Source organism: Streptomyces sp. NPDC002784 (assembly GCF_053592135.1).
The window spans coordinates 333,554-351,357 of record NZ_JBSFVD010000005.1 but is presented as its reverse complement, the minus strand read 5'-3'; the positions used below and the strand labels follow the sequence as shown (position 1 = coordinate 351,357).

At 73.3% G+C, this 17,804-nt stretch carries 12 protein-coding genes and 3 pseudogenes; 7 read left to right on the top strand and 8 right to left on the bottom strand.

The features are described from left to right. Positions 1–6: 6 nt before the first annotated feature. Positions 7–861, bottom strand: a complete 855-nt coding sequence (locus tag ACWD1Z_RS13635; protein WP_451118353.1) for a hypothetical protein — start codon at positions 859–861, stop codon at positions 7–9. A gap of 178 nt (positions 862–1,039) precedes the next feature. Between ACWD1Z_RS13635 and ACWD1Z_RS13630 the strand changes: the two are divergent. Both ACWD1Z_RS13630 and ACWD1Z_RS13625 read left to right on the top strand, forming a co-directional pair. Further along, positions 1,040–2,007, top strand: a pseudogene (locus tag ACWD1Z_RS13630) (aldo/keto reductase). 232 nt (positions 2,008–2,239) lie between these two features. After that, a complete protein-coding gene (locus ACWD1Z_RS13625) occupies positions 2,240–4,048 on the top strand; it encodes a ricin-type beta-trefoil lectin domain protein (protein WP_451118351.1) in 1,809 nt (602 codons plus the stop codon). A gap of 19 nt (positions 4,049–4,067) precedes the next feature. On the opposite strand, the gene ACWD1Z_RS13620 is transcribed toward ACWD1Z_RS13625, so the two are convergent. After that, positions 4,068–4,691 carry a DUF4232 domain-containing protein gene (locus tag ACWD1Z_RS13620; RefSeq protein ID WP_451118349.1) on the bottom strand — a complete coding sequence of 208 codons (624 nt, stop codon included), beginning with the start codon at positions 4,689–4,691 and terminating at the stop codon, positions 4,068–4,070. 80 nt (positions 4,692–4,771) lie between these two features. Next, a complete protein-coding gene (locus tag ACWD1Z_RS13615) occupies positions 4,772–7,147 on the bottom strand; it encodes a SpoIIE family protein phosphatase (RefSeq protein WP_451118347.1) in 2,376 nt (791 codons plus the stop codon). 279 nt (positions 7,148–7,426) lie between these two features. Here ACWD1Z_RS13615 and ACWD1Z_RS13610 point away from each other — a divergent pair, with 279 nt between their 5' ends. Beyond that, positions 7,427–9,667 (top strand): glycoside hydrolase family 9 protein, encoded by a 2,241-nt coding sequence (locus ACWD1Z_RS13610; protein WP_451118345.1) that lies wholly within the window; start codon positions 7,427–7,429, stop codon positions 9,665–9,667. Positions 9,668–9,701: 34 nt separating this feature from the next. Beyond that, a complete protein-coding gene (locus ACWD1Z_RS13605) occupies positions 9,702–10,835 on the top strand; it encodes an effector-associated domain 2-containing protein (RefSeq protein ID WP_451118343.1) in 1,134 nt (377 codons plus the stop codon). A 54-nt stretch (positions 10,836–10,889) separates the two neighbouring features. Here ACWD1Z_RS13605 and ACWD1Z_RS13600 read toward each other — a convergent pair. The 3 genes and pseudogenes from ACWD1Z_RS13600 to ACWD1Z_RS13590 all read right to left on the bottom strand — a co-directional run. Next, positions 10,890–11,546 (bottom strand): annotated as a pseudogene (locus ACWD1Z_RS13600) (cytochrome b); the annotation flags it as partial. After that, on the bottom strand, positions 11,543–12,487 hold the full coding sequence (sigJ, locus tag ACWD1Z_RS13595; RefSeq protein WP_451118341.1) for an RNA polymerase sigma factor SigJ: 945 nt from the start codon (positions 12,485–12,487) through the stop codon (positions 11,543–11,545). The pseudogene ACWD1Z_RS13600 and the gene sigJ, both read right to left, overlap by 4 nt. A 114-nt stretch (positions 12,488–12,601) precedes the next feature. Then, positions 12,602–12,763: pseudogene (locus ACWD1Z_RS13590) on the bottom strand (2OG-Fe(II) oxygenase); the annotation flags it as partial. Between the two features lie 83 nt (positions 12,764–12,846). On the opposite strand from ACWD1Z_RS13590, the gene ACWD1Z_RS13585 reads away from it, so the two are divergent. The 3 genes from ACWD1Z_RS13585 to ACWD1Z_RS13575 all read left to right on the top strand — a co-directional run bounded on the left by ACWD1Z_RS13585 (position 12,847) and on the right by ACWD1Z_RS13575 (position 15,526). After that, positions 12,847–13,092 (top strand): hypothetical protein, encoded by a 246-nt coding sequence (locus ACWD1Z_RS13585; RefSeq protein WP_451118339.1) that lies wholly within the window; start codon positions 12,847–12,849, stop codon positions 13,090–13,092. Positions 13,093–13,095: 3 nt separating this feature from the next. Next, positions 13,096–13,473, top strand: coding sequence for a toxin Doc (locus ACWD1Z_RS13580; protein ID WP_451118337.1), 378 nt, complete (start codon positions 13,096–13,098; stop codon positions 13,471–13,473). A 469-nt stretch (positions 13,474–13,942) separates the two neighbouring features. Next, positions 13,943–15,526: an RICIN domain-containing protein gene (locus tag ACWD1Z_RS13575; protein WP_451118336.1), complete on the top strand. Its 1,584-nt coding sequence runs from the start codon at positions 13,943–13,945 to the stop codon at positions 15,524–15,526. Here ACWD1Z_RS13575 and ACWD1Z_RS13570 read toward each other — a convergent pair. Then, positions 15,513–16,496 carry a 2-hydroxyacid dehydrogenase gene (locus tag ACWD1Z_RS13570; RefSeq protein ID WP_451118334.1) on the bottom strand — a complete coding sequence of 328 codons (984 nt, stop codon included), beginning with the start codon at positions 16,494–16,496 and terminating at the stop codon, positions 15,513–15,515. The two genes, ACWD1Z_RS13575 and ACWD1Z_RS13570, sit on opposite strands and share 14 nt — an antisense overlap. Then, positions 16,493–17,662 carry a lactate 2-monooxygenase gene (locus ACWD1Z_RS13565; RefSeq protein ID WP_451118332.1) on the bottom strand — a complete coding sequence of 390 codons (1,170 nt, stop codon included), beginning with the start codon at positions 17,660–17,662 and terminating at the stop codon, positions 16,493–16,495. The genes ACWD1Z_RS13570 and ACWD1Z_RS13565 overlap by 4 nt, the downstream gene beginning before the upstream one ends. Positions 17,663–17,804: the final 142 nt, after the last annotated feature.

Sequence of the window (17,804 nt, the reverse complement as noted above, 5' to 3'; positions counted from 1 at the left end):
GGAAGGTCAGACGCAGTCGACCGTCGGCCCCGCCAGCATGCCGCCGGTGTAGAGCGCCTGCCCCTGCGGCATCCAGTAGCCGAGCTTGGAGACGACCGTGGAGCAGGCGTCCCGCAGGGCGACCCGGACGACCACGGTGGCCGGGTGGCCCGGCTGCAGGTCGGTCAGTGCGCAGTCGAGGGCGTACCGGTTGCGGCTCGTCGAGGGGTGCCGGCCGACCAGCGGGTTGACGCAGCGGGCGTCGCCCGTGGCGAGCACCACCCCCGATGCCTCCTCGCCGATCAGCCCGAACCGCGCGCTGCCGTCCCCCCGTTCGCTGTCCCGGTGCACGGTGTACGTCAGCGTCGTCGCCGCACCGCGCCGCAGCGTCGACCGGTCCACCTCGACACGGTGCGTGGGCGCCGCCTTGGGCGCGCTGAGCGTGAGGGTGGCCCGGACCGTGCCGGTCAGGTCCACACCGGCGGGATCGGAACGGACCCGGACCTCGGCCTCCATGTCGTAGGTGCCGGGACCGGGGTACTCCCGCGACCCGGGCAGCGTCCCGGAGGCGACGGTCGCGCCGTTCCGCCGGGCGGTCCAGGAGCCCGAGGTCAGACAGGCCGTCCGCGCGGACGAACCGGCCCGCCGGCAGGTCGCGGGCGCCGAGACCGCCATCATCGGCGTACCGCTGCCCAGGCACAGGGACACCGAGGCCCGCTGCCCCTCCGAGCCGTGCAGCACCCCGGCGGGCGCGCACAGCGTGGCCGGGCCCGCGACGGCCGGCGCCGGGGGCGGGTCCGGCAGTCCCCACGCGGGTGCCACGAGCCCCAGCGGCAGCACCAGGGCCGCTCCGAGCAGAGTCCTCAGCCTGTCAAGACGCACCGCATTCCTCCCGCAGGGCCGTGACCGGCCGGTGGCCGGTCCTCTGCGCCGAGAATGCGGGAGCGATCCGGCCCGCGAGCCGCTCCCACGCCGCACGGTCACCTGCGGGCAGCAAAGCGCGGCCCGTCCGCGTCGTACGCTCCCTCTGATACCGACCCCGAAGGCAGGAGCAGCAACGATGCAGTACGTGAAGCTCGGTTCGACGGGCCTGGACGTGTCGCGGATCTGTCTGGGCTGCATGACCTACGGGCTGCCCGACCGAGGTGTGCACGAGTGGACACTCGACGAGGAGGCGTCCCGCCCGCTGATCCGGCAGGCGCTGGAGGCGGGCATCAACTTCTTCGACACCGCGAACGTCTACTCCGACGGCACCAGCGAGGAGATCGTGGGCCGGGCGCTCGCCGACTTCGCCCGGCGCGACGAGTATGTGCTGGCCACCAAGGTGAACGGCCGGATGCGGCCCGGCGCCAACGGTGCGGGCCTGTCCCGCAAGGTGATCATGACGGAGATCGACCACAGCCTCAGCCGCCTGGGCACCGACTACGTCGACCTGTACCAGATCCACCGCTTCGACCCGCACACCCCGGTCGAGGAGACCATGGAGGCGCTGCACGACCTGGTGAAGCCGGCAAGGTCCGCTACATCGGCGCGAGTTCGATGTACGCCTGGCAGTTCTCCAAGATGCAGTACACGGCGCGGCTCAACGGCTGGACCAGGTTCATCTCCATGCAGAACCACTACAACCTCCTCTACCGCGAGGAGGAGCGCGAGATGCTGCCGCTCTGCGCGGACCAGGGTGTGGGTGTCCTGCCCTGGAGCCCGCTGGCCCGCGGCCGCCTCACCCGCGACTGGGGCACCGTCACCGGCCGCAGCGCGACCGACGACTTCGGTGGCCGCCTGTACCGGGAGAGCGACCGCGCGATCGTCGAGGCGGTCACCCGGGTGGCGAACGACCGGGGCGTCCCCCGCGCCCAGGTGGCCCTCGCCTGGCTCCTGCACCGGGAGACCGTGGCGGCCCCGATCGTCGGCGCGGCCAGGCCCGGGCACATCGAGGACGCGGCCGCCGCGGTCGAACTCACGCTGAGTGACAAGGAGATCGAGGAACTGGAACAGCCGTACACGGCCCGGGACATCGTCGGCCACTGACACCCTGCGGTCGTGAGGTCCGTGCGGGACGCCGGTCCAGGTTCCGCACGGACCGTTCCTTTTTCACTTCAACAAAGTGTTCAACACCTTTATTGACGCGTATTCAATTGCCGCGGTGCGCACGCAATGCACGGAACCGCAGAAACTCTTGTTCCCTGTCGCTGACCTGTGCAAAGGTGAACCTCGCCCCCTCACCTCGCATGATGCCGCATGCCCTCCGGAGGAATGCCGCGTGCACGACGCAGGCTTGCCGAATTCCCCAGGAAACGCCCGCCTTCTCGAATTGACCGACGCGCAACTGAGCGCCGAACTCAAGAAGTGGACGGGCGCGTCACCCGCGCTCCAGCCCGTGGGTGAACTCCTCGACCGGCACTGGGCCGCGGGCTTCGCCTACGCGCGGCTGTGCACGAGTACGGCCCGCGCCGCCGGCATGCTCACCACCGCGGCGTTCACCAGGCTCTTCGGACAGACCCTGCGGCAGACCGGTCCGACCTCCGCCTGGCGCCCCCACCTCCTGGTCACCGTGCGGCGGGTGGCGGGGGAGTGGGACACCGACCAGCGGCGCGAACTGCTCCACCCCGAGCTGCGCTCCGACGCCCCCGGCGGCGAGCGTGTCGCCGCCCGACTGCTGCCGCCGGCCCACCGCCGTCTGCTGTCCGGCGCCTTCCAGCGGCTGCCCCAGTCGGCCCGCTGCCTGCTGTGGCACACCGAGGTCGAGGCCGAACCCCTGGAGACACCCGCGGGGCTGCTGGGCCTGGACGTGGAAGGCGCCCGCGTCGAACTCGGCCGCGCCCGCGACCGGTTGCGCGAGGAGTGCCTCCAGCTCCACCGCGAACTCGCCCCCGACCAGGACTGCCGCCGCTACCTGCGGCTGCTCGACGTCACCTACCGGCGCGGCGCGGTCGACGTGGACCCCGATCTCCGTGCCCACCTGGAGGGGTGCAAGCACTGCCGGGACACCGCCGGCCAGCTGGCCTGCTTCCCCCACGGACTCGGGCCGGCGCTGGCGGAGGCCGTCCTCGGGTGGGGAGCACGGGAGTACGTCGAGTCCCGGGCGCGCAGCGCGGACGACGAGAGCGCGCCGGTGGCTCGGGCGGCGACCGTCCTGGGCGAGGACTTCGGCGCCGGACAGGCACCCGAGGCACCCGCCGGGCCCGCCCCCGAGTCCTCCCCGGCGGTCTCGCGGCCCGGGTGCAGCCGTCGGGCCCGCAAGGCCGCCCGCCGTGCCGTGCGCCGACGCCATCTCACCGTCGCCGGGGCGGCCGTCGGCGCGCTGGTCGTGGTCCCCGTGGTGCTGTGGTCCGCCCTGGGCCCGAAGGACGGCACCGCCCCCACCGGCCGCGGCTCCGAGCCCGCCGGTTCCGAGGGCCCGACCCCGACGAGGGGGCCCTCGTGGGCCGGGGCCGAGGAGGCCGCGCAGGGCACGCTGACCGGGCGGCTGCACAACCTCGCCTCCGGGCTCTGCGTCGGCATCGTCGGCGGCGCGGTCCTCAAGGGCGCCGAGACCGGGCTCGCGGAGTGCTCCGCACAGGCCGGCCAGCAGTGGGTGTACGAGACCGACGGCCGCCTGCGCAGCGCCGCCGAGCCCGATCTCTGCCTGGACTCCCGTCTCGGCTACTCGGTACGGCTCGCGCCCTGCACGGACACCAAAGAGGTCCGCTACGACTTCACGCTCCAGGGCACCCTCGTCCCGCGCCGGGACCAGGAGCTGGCGCTGACGCCCGCCGCGACCGACGGCTCCGGCGCACTGGTCCTCAAGACCCGCACGGACGACCCGGCCCAGCGCTGGGTGATCGACACCTCCACGCCCGAGCTGCAGCTGAAGGCCGTCAACTGGGCCGAACCCACGACCCCGGCGGCGCCCACACCGAAACCGGCCCCCACCCCGTCGAAGCCCCCGAAGGCAACCGCCTCCCCGGCCCCGTCGCCCACCCCGACGCCCTCCGTCACGGACGACTGCGCCGCGGACCCGTACGCCTGCCGGGGCGACGACGACCACGACGGCTGGGGCGGCCACGGCCACGGCGGCGGACGCCGCTGACCTCGGGAGGGCCGGGCCGTCAGGGCCCCGAGCCCGGCGCGAGCACCGTCAAGGACACCGACGACGCGTTCCCGGCCACGGGCACCGCACCCGCCGTCCAGGGCACCTCGATCGGCTCCCGCTCGTCCGGCGGGGTCACCAGCAGCGCCGCCGGGCGAGCGGTGCGCGCCCCGCTGACCTCCGGACTGGAGTACGACAGACCCGCCCAGGCACTCTCCCCGGGGGCCAGCGTCACCCGCGCCGGTGAGCCGGGAGCGCGCTCGGGGTCCGGGCCGAGCTGCTCGCCGGACGCGTCGACGAACGCGGCGCCCGGATAGCCGTAGACCGTGCAGGTGCGCGCGGAGGTGTTGGTCAGGACGACCGGGAAGTTCCGCTGGCCCGCTCCGGGGTCCATGCGGCCGACCTCGGCGCGCAGTTCGCCGGTGCGGCAGCGGCCCGACTGCCGGTCCGCGGTCGTGGACGGCGCCGGTTCGGTCGTAGTGGCGGGTTGTTCGCCGGGAGCGGTTCGGTCGCTCCGGGCGGGCGGCTGCCGGGGCGCGGTCGCCGTGCCGTCCGCGCTGCCGCAGGCGGTCAGTGCGCCGAGCGTCACGACCGCACCGGCGAGCAGGGCGGCCCGGCGTCCGGAGGAGGAGGTGTTCGCCATGGTGTGCACGCTCCTGATGGTTCGTCATCTGCCCGGGTGTCCGCCGTGCGTACGGGGAAACGCGGGGAGCCCGCGCCCGCTCAGCCCTCGTCGAGCAGGGCGATGTCCGCCCAGATCGTCTTGCCCTGCGCGGTGTGCCGGCTGCCCCAGCGCTGGGTGAGCTGGGCGACCAGCAGCAGCCCCCGGCCGCCCTCGTCCCAGGTCTTGGCCCGGCGCAGATGCGGGGCCGTGTGACTGGAGTCGGACACCTCGCAGATCAGCATGGCCGCGTCATGGATGAGCCGCAGCCGGATCGGCTTCGAGCCGTACCGGATGGCGTTGGTGACCAGTTCGCTCACCACCAGTTCGGCCGTGAACGACGCCTCGCTCAGCCGCCAGGAGCCGAGCTGGTCGACGACCTGCTTGCGGATCGGCGCCACCAGCGCCGGATCGGCCGGGATGTCCCAGGTGGCGACCTGGGAGGCGGGCAGGCCCCGGGTGCGGGCCAGCAGCAGGGCCACGTCGTCGGAGGCCCCGCCGGGCGGCAGCAGCGTGCGCAGGACCCGGTCGCAGATCTCGTCCAGCGAGTCGTCGGCGGTCGTGAGCGCGTCGAGCAGCAGGGCGTGACTGGCGTCGACGTCGCGTTCGCGGTGCTCCAGCAGACCGTCGGTGAAGAACCCCAGCACACTGCCCTCGGGCAGATCCAGCTCGGCCGGCTCGAAGGGCAGCCCGCCGAGGCCCAGCGGTGGCCCGGCGGGCAGGTCGACCGACCGGGGCGCCCCGGTCGGCGGGACCAGCACGGGCGGGGGATGGCCGGCCCGGGCCAGGGTGCAGCGCCGCGACACCGGGTCGTAGACGGCGTACAGGCAGGTGGCGCCGACCTCACCGGGGCTGCCCTCGCCGCCGGCCTCCTCGGAGAGCCGTACGACCAGGTCGTCGAGGTGGGTGAGGAGTTCGTCCGGAGCCAGGTCGATGTCGGCGAGGGTGCGGACGGCGGTGCGCAGCCGGCCCATGGTCGCCGACGCCTGGACGCCGTGGCCGACCACGTCCCCGACGCACAGGGCGACCCGCATCCCGGACAGCGGGATCACGTCGAACCAGTCGCCGCCCACACCGGAGCGGGCGGCCGGGAGGTAGCGGGAGGCCGCGTCCACGGCGGGGGTGCGCGGAAGCCCCTGGGGGAGCAGGCTCCGCTGGAGGGCGAGGGCGGTCTCGCGCTCGCGGGAGTAGCGGCGGGCGTTGTCCACGCACACGGCCGCGCGGGCCGTGATCTCCTCGGCGAGCAGCACATCGTCGGGGGTGAAGGGGTCGGGGCGCCGGAACCGGGTGAGCACCGCGACGCCGAGGGTCACCCCGCGCGCCTGGATCGGCACGGACATCGTGGAGTGGATGCCGTGCTCCCGGACCCGGGCGCTGCGCTTGCGGTCCCAGCTCAGCCACGCGTCGAGATCGCCGGAGGGCACCGAGGCGACGACGGTGCGGCCCGCCGTCAGGGAGGCGGCCTGCGGGGACTCGGCCGGGTACAGCTCCAGACGGCCCGGCTCGACCACGGCCTCCGGGCTGCCGGGGCTGATCGACCGGTGCGCGGCGCGGCGCAGCCCTACCGGCGCGGTGATCGGCGCGGTCGCGGTCGTGCCCTCGTCGTCGGGGTCGAGCAGGTCGACGCTGACGAAGTCGCCGAGCGCGGGCACACACACATCGGCGAGTTCCTGTGCGGTGCGGGTGACGTCGAGAGTGGTGCCGATGCGCACGCTGGCCGCGTTGACCAGCTGGAGCCGTTCCCGGGAGAGGTAGTTCTCGGTGAAGTCGTGGGCGGCCAGGCACACTCCCCGCACCCGGCCCTCGGCGTCGGTGACGGGTGCCATCCGGGCCAGCCAGGCGTGCGCGCGGCTCTCGCCGCCGGTGCGCATGTACGTCTGCACGTCCCGGGGCCGGCCGGTGGCCAGCACGCCGGCCATGTGCTCCTCCAGCTCCTCGCTCTGCGCCCGGCCGCCGATCTCGGAGATCCTGAGCCCCTGGATGCGTTCCTCGGGCAGGCCGAGCACCTCGGCCATGGCGTCGTTGATCCGGCTCAGCCGCAGCCGCTCGTCGTAGACGGCGACGGCGCACGGCGACTGGGTGAGCGCGGCTGTGGCCAGCGGGTCGCCGGGGGAGCGGGGGCCTTCCGCCTCCAGCGGGGTGACCACCAGCCAGTGCGCCGGGCGGTCCTCGCCCGGCGGCCGGTGGTGGGCCAGCAGCCACACCCGGACCCGGTGGCCGTCCTGGTGACGCAAGGGGAGCGTGCCGTCCCAGCGCGGGCCCGCCGGGACGGGCACCGAGCCGTCGGCCAGCAGCTCGGCGGCCGGGCGCCCCACGACGTCGGCGGCGGACCAGCCCAGCAGCCGCCGGGCACCGGCGTTCCACTCCACCAGGGTGCCGTGCTCGTCGATGACGGCCCGAGCCGTCGCGGCGTCGTCGATCGGGTCGTGCGGGGTCATCGTCGCCACTCCAACGCGGACACTCACAGTGACCGGTGGTCACATGCGTTCCAGCGTAGTGCGTCCGCGCCCGGGACGGACCAGGAACCCCGGTGCGGGCGTCCGGAACCGTCAAGGCCGCATTCCGGCCGTTGTCCGGACGGTCCCCGGGGGCAGGGCAGTTGGACGAGCTCTGTCCGGACCGTTGACGGGATCTCGCGGCTGCCACAAGCTGTCCCCCGACCGTTTTGGGAGCGCTCCCATGGGAGCGCTCCCGCACCTCCGCCGAGGAGCGCAGACGTGAAACGAAGCAGAACCGCCGTGCTGTCCCTGACGACCCTGCTCGGAGCGGCCCTGGTCGCGCTGCCCGCCCCCGTGGCCGGCGCCGAGGAGATCGAGCAGGTCAAGAACGGCACCTTCGACACCACCGCGGAACCGTGGTGGACGAGCAATGTCACCGCGGGCCTGTCCGACGGACAGCTCTGCGCGGACGTGCCCGGCGGCACCACCAACCGCTGGGACGCGGCCATCGGCCAGAACGACATCACCCTGGTCAAGGGGGAGTCGTACCGCTTCTCCTTCACCGCCTCCGGGCTGCCCGACGCGCATGTCGTGCGCGCCATCGTCGGCCTCCAAGTGGCGCCGTACGACACCTACTTCGAGGTGTCGCCGCAGCTCAGCGTCTCCGGGAACCGCTACTCGTACACCTTCACCGCACCCGCCGACACCGCTCAGGGCCAGGTCGGCCTCCAGGTCGGCGGCAGCGCCGACCCGTGGCGGTTCTGCCTGGACGACGTCTCGCTGCTGGGCGGGGTGCAGCCGGAGCCGTACGAGCCCGACACCGGGCCCCGGATGCGGGTGAACCAGGTCGCCTATCTGCCCGCGGGGCCCAAGAACGCCACCCTCGTCACCGACGCCACCGAGCGGCTGCCGTGGCAGCTCCGCCGGGCCGACGGAACCGTGGCCGCCCGCGGCTGGACCGTGCCGCGCGGCACCGACGCCTCCTCCGGGCAGAACGTCCACTCCCTCGACTTCGGCTCCTACCGCACCCGCGGCACCGGCCTCACCCTGGTCGCCGACGGCGAGACCAGCCGCCCCTTCGACATCGACGCGAGCGCCTACGAGCGGCTGCGCCTGGACGCGGCGAAGTACTACTACACCCAGCGCAGCGGCATCGCCATACGCGATGACCTGCGGCCCGGTTACGGCCGCCCCGCGGGCCATGTGGACGTCGCGCCGAACCAGGGCGACGGGGACGTGCCCTGCCAGCCCGGCGTGTGCGACTACACCCTCGACGTCACCGGCGGCTGGTACGACGCCGGCGACCACGGCAAGTACGTGGTCAACGGCGGCATATCGGTCTGGGAGCTGCTCAGCACCTATGAGCGCGCGCTGCACGCCCGCACCGGGGACCCGGCGAAGCTGGGCGACCGCACCCTCGCCATCCCCGAGAGCGGCAACAAGGTGCCCGACCTCCTCGACGAGGTCCGCTGGGAGCTGGAGTTCCTGCTGAAGATGCAGGTGCCGGAGGGGCAGCCGCTGGCCGGCATGGCCCACCACAAGATCCACGACGAGAAGTGGACGGGGCTGCCGCTGCTGCCGAGCGACGACCCGCAAAAGCGCGAGCTGCACCCGCCGTCGACCGCGGCGACCCTGAACCTCGCGGCGACGGCCGCGCAGGCCGCCCGCCTGTACAAGCCGTACGACCGGGAGTTCGCCGCCGAGGCGCTGGCCGCCGCGCGCAAGGCATGGGCGGCCGCGCTCGCGCACCCCGACCGGTACGCCTCGGAGAGCGACGGCATCGGCGGCGGCGCCTACGCCGACAACAACGTCACCGACGAGTTCTACTGGGCCGCCGCCGAGCTGTACCTCAGCACCGGCGAGGCGAAGTTCCGGGACCGCGTCCTCAACTCCCCGGTCCACACCGCCGACATCTTCGGCCCCCTCGGCTACGACTGGGCCCGGACGGCGGCGGCGGCCCGGCTCGACCTGGCGACCGTGCCGAGCGCACTGCCCGGCCGGGACAAGGTGCGCCAGTCCGTCCTCAAGGGCGCCGACGGCTACCTGGCCACGCTGAGGGCACACCCCTACGGCATGCCGTACGCCCCCGAGGACAACCGCTACGACTGGGGCTCCAACCACCAGTTGCTGCACAACGCGGTGGTCATCGCGACCGCGTACGACATCTCGGGAGCCTCGAAATACCGGGACGGCGCACTGCAGAGCATGGACTACGTGTTCGGCCGCAACGCGCTGAACATCTCGTACGTGACCGGCTACGGCGAGGTCAACGCCAAGAACCAGCACGCCCGTTGGTACGCCAACCAGCTCGACCCGAACCAGCCGAACCCGCCGGTCGGCACGCTCGCCGGAGGGCCCAACTCGAGCATCCAGGACCCCTTCGCGCAGAGCAAACTCCAGGGCTGCGTCGGCCAGTTCTGCTACATCGACGACATCCAGTCCTGGTCGACCAACGAGCACACCATCAACTGGAACTCGGCGCTGACCCGGATGGCCTCCTTCGTGGCGGACCAAGGATGACCCGCTGAGGCCGCTCGGGCGGCACACTGGGCGCATGAACCCGCCCGCACCGCAAGCCGATCCCCGTCGCACGACCGTCGTCGTGGTGGGCGTCGACGCCTACGAGGCGGGGGCGCGCTGGGCACTCGACGGACCCGTGTCCGACGCGCTGCGGTTCGCGGACTGGTTCCTCGCCCGGGGTGTGCCGCCCGAGCGGATCACCGCGCTGCTGTCCGCGCCGCCCGAGCGGACCGGAGCCGCACACCAGGCGCCGTACACCGTCCTCGGCGCGGACCGGGCCACCGTGCACCACACCCTGCTGCGGACCGTCGCCGCCGAGCAGAGCGAGCTGCTGTGGGTGGTCTGGGGCGGGCACGGCGTGCTGGACGCGGAGGGCAGACGGCGGCTCTTCTACGCGGACGCCACCGCGGAGGACCCGCTCAACCTGGACTTCGACGCGCTCCTGGCGTACTACCGCGCCGTGCCCCGCCACCCGCGCCAGATCTGGCTGGTCGACGCCTGCCAGCTCCTGCACAACCCCTGGCGCGGCCGGCGCCATCTGCCGCGCGAGGACTACGGCACCCCGATGCCGCGCACCGCCCGCGACCAGGCGGTGCTCTTCGCGGCCCGCCCGGGAGAGGCCGCGACCAACCTGCGCGGTAACGGGACCGGCCTGTTCAGCCGGGAGACGCTGGACGTCCTCACCGGCGACCCGACGATCGGCACGGGCTGGCCACCGGACCCCGGCGCGGTCATGGACCGCCTGCGGGAGCGGTTCACCCGGCTTCGCGCCGAGGGCCGCGCCTCCCAGACCCCCACCTACCTGTGGTCCCGCACCTGGGACGGCGACGAGGGCCAGCTGCTGTCCCGCGGCGGCCCCGACCCCACGACCGCTTTCCACTCCGACCTGCCCCCCGAACGGCTCCGCGCCCTGACCGACGCGCTCCTGGCGGTGGAGGAGTTCGTGGAGCCGCAGGGCCGCGAGGAGATCCTCGGCCTGCTCAGGATCGGCGTCCGAGCCGCCATCCCCCGGCACAGCCGCCCCCGCATGGACACCATCAGCATCCTGCGCACCTGCGCCCGCCGCCCCGGCGCGCTCAGGGAGTTGGCGGAGGCGGTCCTGTTGTGCGCGGGGGGGAGTCCGCAGGCGGAGACGGCACACGAACTGATCGTCCAGGCGTCTGCGTGAGCCGTCCCGCTTCCCCTGCGATCGGGCCTCATGTACGAGTCCTGTGCTGCGGCTCAGGGCCGCCATGATGCCGGGGATCACCAGGATGTGCAGCGCGTAGAAGCGCGCCACGATGTCGTCACCGGGGAACTCCCCGCCGAACAGGAACATCGACAGGTACGTCCCCACGATCGGCACCGCCAGCAGGGCGCCGTTGACGAACCTCAGCCCGGTGCCGGAGAGCAGGTCGTCGGGCAGCGAGTAGCCGAACAGGCCCTCGAACATGCCGAGGAAGAGCAGCAGCCAGCCGAACAGCCAGTTCACCTCGCGGGGTTTGCGGTACGAGCCGGTGAAGAAGTGCCGCATCATGTGCGTGAGCATCCCGCCCACGAAGACCAGCGCCGCCCAGTGGTGCAGCTGCCGGATGAGCAGTCCGCCGCGCACCTCGAAGCTGATGTCGAGGGTGGAGGCGTACGCCTCCGACATCCGCACGCCGTTGAGCGGGACGTAACTGCCCTGGTAGGTGACCTCGTTCATGGACGGGTGGAAGAAGAAGGTGAGCCAGACGCCGGTCAGGATCAGCACCGCGAAGCTGTACAGGCAGATCTCGCCGAGCAGGAACGACCAGTGGTCGGGGAAGACCTTGCGCAGGTACTTGCGGCCGAGCGCGTGGATGCCGAGGCGCCCGTCGAACCAGTCGGCGACGCGTTCGCCGCGGGACGCCTGCTTCATGCCCCCTCCTCCGCCCCGCCCCGCTCGACGTGTGCGAGCTTGTCGGGGTTGCTGACGATGTAGACGCCCGAGATCCGGTCGCCCTCCGGGGTGAGGTCCATGACCATCACGGCGAACGGCGAGTCGCCCTCGAACAGCACCGCCGCGTCGTCGCCGTTGACGCGCCGGTAGCGCACGTCCAGGGCGCTCACGTCCGGCCGGGCCCCGTGCCCGGTGAGCAGCCGCACCACCTTGTCCCGGCCGTGCACCGGGCGCAGTCCCGACGGTTTGCGGTTGCCGCCGCCGTCCGACCACACGGTGACGTCCGGCGCGAGGATCTCCATCAGGGCGGCGATGTCCCCGCCGAGCGCGGCCCGGACGAACCGTTCCGTCGCCTCCCTGCGCACCCGTGGATGCGCCTGGTAGAGCGGCCGGCGCGCGTGCACATGGGCGCGGGCGCGCCGGGCCAGCTGCCGTACCGCCGCCGGGGTGCGGTCGAGGATGTCCGCGATCTCGGTGTGCGGGTAGCCGAACACCTCGTTCAGGACGAACACCGCGCGCTCCAGCGGGGACAGCGACTCCAGCACCACCAGCAGCGCCAGGGACACGGACTCGGTGCGCAGTGCCGGGTCGTCCGCGCCGTCGTCGGACGCGACCAGCGGCTCGGGCAGCCAGGGGCCGACGTAGGTCTCCTGGCGGCGGCTGATCGTGGCACGCCGGCGCAGGGCGTGGTTGACGGCGACGCGGACGAGGTACGCCCGCGGATTGTCGACCCCGGCCAAGGGGTCGCCGCCACCCCGGGCGGTCCAGGACAGCCAGGTCTCCTGGAGGACGTCCTCGGTGTCGGCGACGCTGCCCAGGACGTTGTAGACGACGCCGAACAGCAGCTCGCGATGGTCGACGAAGACGCCGGTGGCCTGGTCCAACCGGTCGTCGGTGTCGGGAAGGGGTGTCTCGGACATGACGGTGGCCTCCGCTGCGGTGCGCTCACCCCTGGGAGGCCACGAGGGGGTCCGTTTGTGACACCCGGGCGGGGTAATGTGACCCAGCTCTCACGCGGCGTCGGGGAAGACGAGTCACGCCGCGGCGGAGAAGACGATCCCGAGCGCGTGCCGGCGGCCCGAGCGGACGGTGCTCACCCCGTGCCGCATCGCCCCCGCCGACCAGCCCCGCCGGGTGCGCACGGGGCGCTCACGGGTGGTGAGGACCGGCAAGACGTGGCCCTGCCGCAGCGGCGTCCTGCGTCCCGCCGGGTACCGTTGCACACCACATCTGACCTGGTCGTATTTACGGGTAAGTACCCGCGCGGTACCGTGAAGTCATGCCAGCTCTCAACGTGGAGTTCAGCGACCGCGAACTTGAGGATCTGCGGCAGATCGCCAAGGAGCGGGGTACGTCGATGAAGGCGCTCGTACGGGAGGCCGCGGCGGCCGACATCGCCCGGCACCGGGCACTCCAGGAGGGCGCGGAAGCCTTCCGCCGGTTCTTCTCCGCGCACGCCGACGAGTTCGCCGCCGCGTTCCCGGAGGACGAACCACCCGTCAAGGGCGAGGGGCGGGCCGCCTGAGTGATGGCAGCCGTCATCCACATCGACGTGCCCTGGCTGCTCCAGCGGCACGAGGAGGTCCTGCCGGACCAGCCCGTCATCAACGACTTCTCCGCGCTGGTCGCCGCCGTGGCCCGGCACCGCGTCGACCCGCCGCGGCTCGGCGTGGACTCCGACCCGGCCTGGCGGGCGGCCGCGCTGCTGCACACCCTGGCCCTGCTCAAGCCGCTGCCCTCGGCCAACGCCCGGTTCGCCTGCGCCACGGCCGTGGCGTACATGTTCGTCAGCGGCGTCGGCATCGATCCGCCGTACGGCGCGCTGGTCGACCTCGCCCGGGACCTGATCGACGGCAGGGCCGATGTGTTCGGCGCCGCCGACCGGCTGCGGTCCTGGCAGATCTGAGGTTCAGGGGCCACCGGCCGGGCCCGCCCCCCTCGGCCCGCCCCCTCGGGCCCGCCCCTCGGGGCCGCCGACCGAGGGCGGGAGGAATGGGGTCGGCGGCCCTCGCGCACAGGAGCCGCTGTCCTGCGCGGGGCCTTCCGAGGGGCCGCTCCCAGTGCACCGCGCGCTCGTGCACGCCGGGAGCGTGCGTGGCGCTCCGGCGCGGGTGCGTGATTCACACGGGGTGCGGGGCAAAGCCGAAAGCCGGTGCGGGTGAGGGGAGTTGCCACTGTTTCTGACTTTCTTTCAACGATGCGGATGTTGCCCGAGTGCCTTGTTGGGCGTGAGTGGGTTGTGCGAGGGTTAAGTGCCCGTGCGGGGGGTTAAAAGCCGGGTCGCATTCGTACCGATGGGGGAATCGGGACCGGATGAGAAGTGGTGAATTCACGCTCCCCGCGCTGATCTCCGCGTGTGGGAAGGAATCCGCTCAGTGCCCACCCCCCACCCCCCTCGCCCCCCTTACCCCCCGCCCGCCGGCGCCCCCGAGGAATCGGACGACGGCCTCGCCGCCCGCCTCAGAGGCAGACCGGACGGCGCGACCTCCCCTACGGTCGCCCTGCTGATGGCGCGCCACTGGCGCCCGGCCCAGGAATACGCGGTGATCTGCCTGGCCTCCCGCGCGGAGGCCGCCGCGATGGTCACCTCCGCCGCCTTCCACCAGGTCCTCGACCGGCTGGCGCTCGGCGAACCGGGCACGGCGCTGCGGCCCCGGCTGCTGGTCGCCGTACGGGACACGGTCCGGGTATGGGCCGCCGAGGAACGGATATCGGCCGTTCTGCCGGACCTCGGGAAACCGGCCGGCGGTCGCGGTATACGGGCCGCGAAGTCGATGACCGCGGAAAATCGGAAGCTGGCCGGACGTTCATTCCACGCCCTTCCGGGACTGGCCCGGTGTCTGCTGTGGCACACCGAGGTGGAGGCGGAAGCGATAACCGTGCCCGCGGGACTGCTGGGCATGGATACCGACACCGCGTCGGTCGCGCTCGAACAGGCGCGTGAAAAATTCCGTGAAGGCTGTGTCCTCGCGCATCGGGAACTCGCCCCGACGAAAGACTGCCGCTTCTACAACCGTCTGCTCGATGTCCCCATGCGGCGCGGCGGAGCCCTGCTGCCGGACGTCCAGCAGCATCTCGCCCAGTGCCGCTACTGCCGTTCCGCCGCCGAACAACTGAGCCATTTCGAGGGTGGCTTGGGCACCCTGCTCGCGGAATCCGTGCTCGGCTGGGGCGCCCGCCGCTATCTGGACTCCCGCCCGGGCCGCACCCGGCCGAGCCCCCGTCCCCGCGGTCCGGCCCGGCACGGCGGCGGACGCCGGCGCCTGCTGCCCCGGGTCCCCCCGCAACTGCGCGGGGCGGCGGGCGGACCGCGTCCGTCCCGGGCGCTGCTCACCGGTGTGGGGATCGCCTCCGCCGGGCTGCTCGCGTCCGTCCTCGCCGCCAGTGTCTGGTCCGACGACGACGGCTCCGCTCCCCCCGGCTTCGCGACCGACGGCGGCACCGGCACCCAGGCCCCGCCCACCGTCTCCACCGCACCCCCGGGCACCGCCCAACTCCCCGTCCCGCCACGGCGGACCGGGCTGCGCAACGCCGCCGCCGACCTGTGCCTGGACATCCGCGACCCGCCGAAGCCCGGCGCCGGCACCGAGCTGGCCGTCTGCTCGGCGGCGGACACCCAGCAGTGGTCGTACGAGGAGGACGGGCTGCTGCGCAGCGCGGCGCAGCCCGGCCTGTGCCTGGACTCGAAGGTGGACGCCGGGGTCGTCGTCCTCGGGCGGTGCGCCGACGAGGACGACGACCGGGCCGACGACGTGCGCTACGACCTGACCGTACAGGGCGAGTTGCTGCCCCGCTGGGACGAACGGCTCGCCCTCACCTCCACCTACGGCACGGCGGGCGCCGACATCGTCGTCAAGGTCCGGGACGGCACCGACGCCCAGCGCTGGCTCGCCGATCCGGGCCGGTCGGCGCCCGCGGACCCGCTGTCGGTCGCCGCGCCGTCGGCTAGGGCTGACTGACCACGTCCCGGGGCGGCTCGCCCGACAGGAACCCGGTCACGTTCTGTACGGCGGCCAGGGCGATCCGCACCAGGGTCTCCCGGGTGACGCCGCCGGCGTGCGGGGAGAGCACCACGTTCGGGGCGCGCAGCAACCGCAGGGCCGGGGTGGGCGGTTCGGGCTCGAAGACATCGATGCCCGCCCCGGCCAGGGCGCCCTTCTCCAGGGCGTCGGCGAGGGCGTCCTGGTCGATCAGGGCGCCCCGCGCGGTGTTCACCACGAACGCCGTCGGCTTCATCAGCGCGAGCCGGGAGGCGTCCAGGAGGTGCCGGGTGCCGTCGGTGAGCGGGGCGTGCAGGGAGACGTAGTCCGAGGTGCGCAGCAGGTCGTCCAGCGGGAGATGGCGGGCGCCGCCGAGCCGGGCCTCCGTGCCGGGGTCGGCCCGGGTGCGTCCGGCGTAGACGACGGTCATGTCGAAGGCCACCGCGCGGCGGGCGACTTCGCGGCCGATCCCGCCGAGGCCCACGATGCCGAGCGTCTTGCCGGACAGCTCGGTCAGGGAGCCCTGGAGGCGGGGAAGGGCCCAGTCGGCTTCGGTGAGCGCGGTGTGGGCGGGGATCAGCTGCTTGGCGAGGGCGAGCATCAGGGCGAAGGTCTGCTCGGCGACGTTCTGTGCCTCCGCGCCGCTGGACCCGATGGTGCACACCCGCACGCCCCGCTCCCGGGCGGCGGCCAGATCGACGTAGTCGAAGCCATGGCTCGCGCACTGCACGAGCTGCAACTGCGGTGCGGCAGCGAGGTGTTCGGCGGTCACCGGGGCAAGGCCCGTGATGATCGCATGGGCCGCGCGCAGGGCGTCCGGGTCCTCGCCGGTGCTCTCCACGACGGTGACGTTCGCCTCGGCGGGGAAGAGCGTGGCGAGCCCCGCCCCGGTCCTGCGGCCCCCGACGTGCGCGGAGATGACGGCGAGGACGTTGCGCGGGGCGGTCATACGGACTCCTCGACGAGGTCGGCCGGGCTCAGGGAGGCCGGGCCCGCGTGTCCCGACAGCGCGAGGGTGAGGTCGAGTTCGGCGAGCAGACAGCGGATGACGTGCTCGACGCCGGCCTGTCCGTCCAGGCCCAGCCCGTACACGTACGGCCGGCCGACCAGCACCGCCCGCGCGCCGAGGGCGAGGGCCTTGACGATGTCGTCGCCGGTGCGGATCCCGCTGTCGAAGAGGACGGTGAGCCGGTCGCCGACCGCCGCCACCACCCCGGGCAGCGCGTCGGCCGCGGCGACGGAACCGGCCACCTGCCGGCCGCCGTGGTTGGAGACGACGACGCCGTCCATCCCGGCGTCGGCCGCCGCACGCGCGTCGTCGGGGTGCAGGACGCCCTTCAGGACGATCGGGCCGTCCCAGTGCTCCCGCAGGAACGCCAGGTCCGGCCAGGTCTTGCCGGGGTCGGCGAACATGCCCACGAAGTGCGTCACGGCGGCGTTCGGGTCCTCGTGCACCGGCTTGGCCAGGCCCGCCAGGAAGGCCGGGTCGGTGAAGTAGTTGGCGGTGCCCACCCCGTGCAGGAACGGCAGGTACGCCTGGTCCAGGTCGCGGGGCCGCCACGCCAGCAGCGGGGTGTCCAGGGTGACGACGAGGGCGGTGTACCCGGCCGCCTTCACCCGGTCCAGGAAACTCAGCGCCACTTCGGGGTCCTTGGGCCAGTACAGCTGGAACCAGCGCTCGGCGTCCCCCATGGCCTCGGCGACCTGCTCCAGGGGCGTGCTGGAGGCCGAGGACAGGATGTACGGCACGCCCTGCGCGGCGGCGGCCCGGGCGGCGGCAGGCTCGGCGTCCGGATGCATGATCGACAGCACGCCGACCGGGGCCAGCGCCAGCGGTGCGGGCAGGGCGCGGCCCAGCACCTCGACGGACAGGTCCCGTTCGTGCACGTCCCGCAGCATGCGCGGCACGATCCGGCGGCGCTTGAGGGCGGCCCGGTTGGCGCGGGCGGTACTGCCGTCCCCGGCGCTGCCCGCGACGTAACCGACCGGACCCGGGCCGAGGCGCTGCTCGGTCAGCTCCTCCAGCCGGGTCAGATCGGTGGGCAGCCGGGGTACGGCACCGGTCATGCCGTTGAGATAGATCTCGTACTGGAAGTCCGCCCAGTGCTTGGCCATGTCGTCCATCCCGCCTCTCGTCGCTGAGAACGCGCAGTACGCAGACCATACCGACCAGTAGGGAGGCGGGGTCGGTCAGGCTCCCCGCGCGGACTGCGCCAGGATTGCGGCGAGTTGGCGCGGGCGCGAGACCATCGGCGCG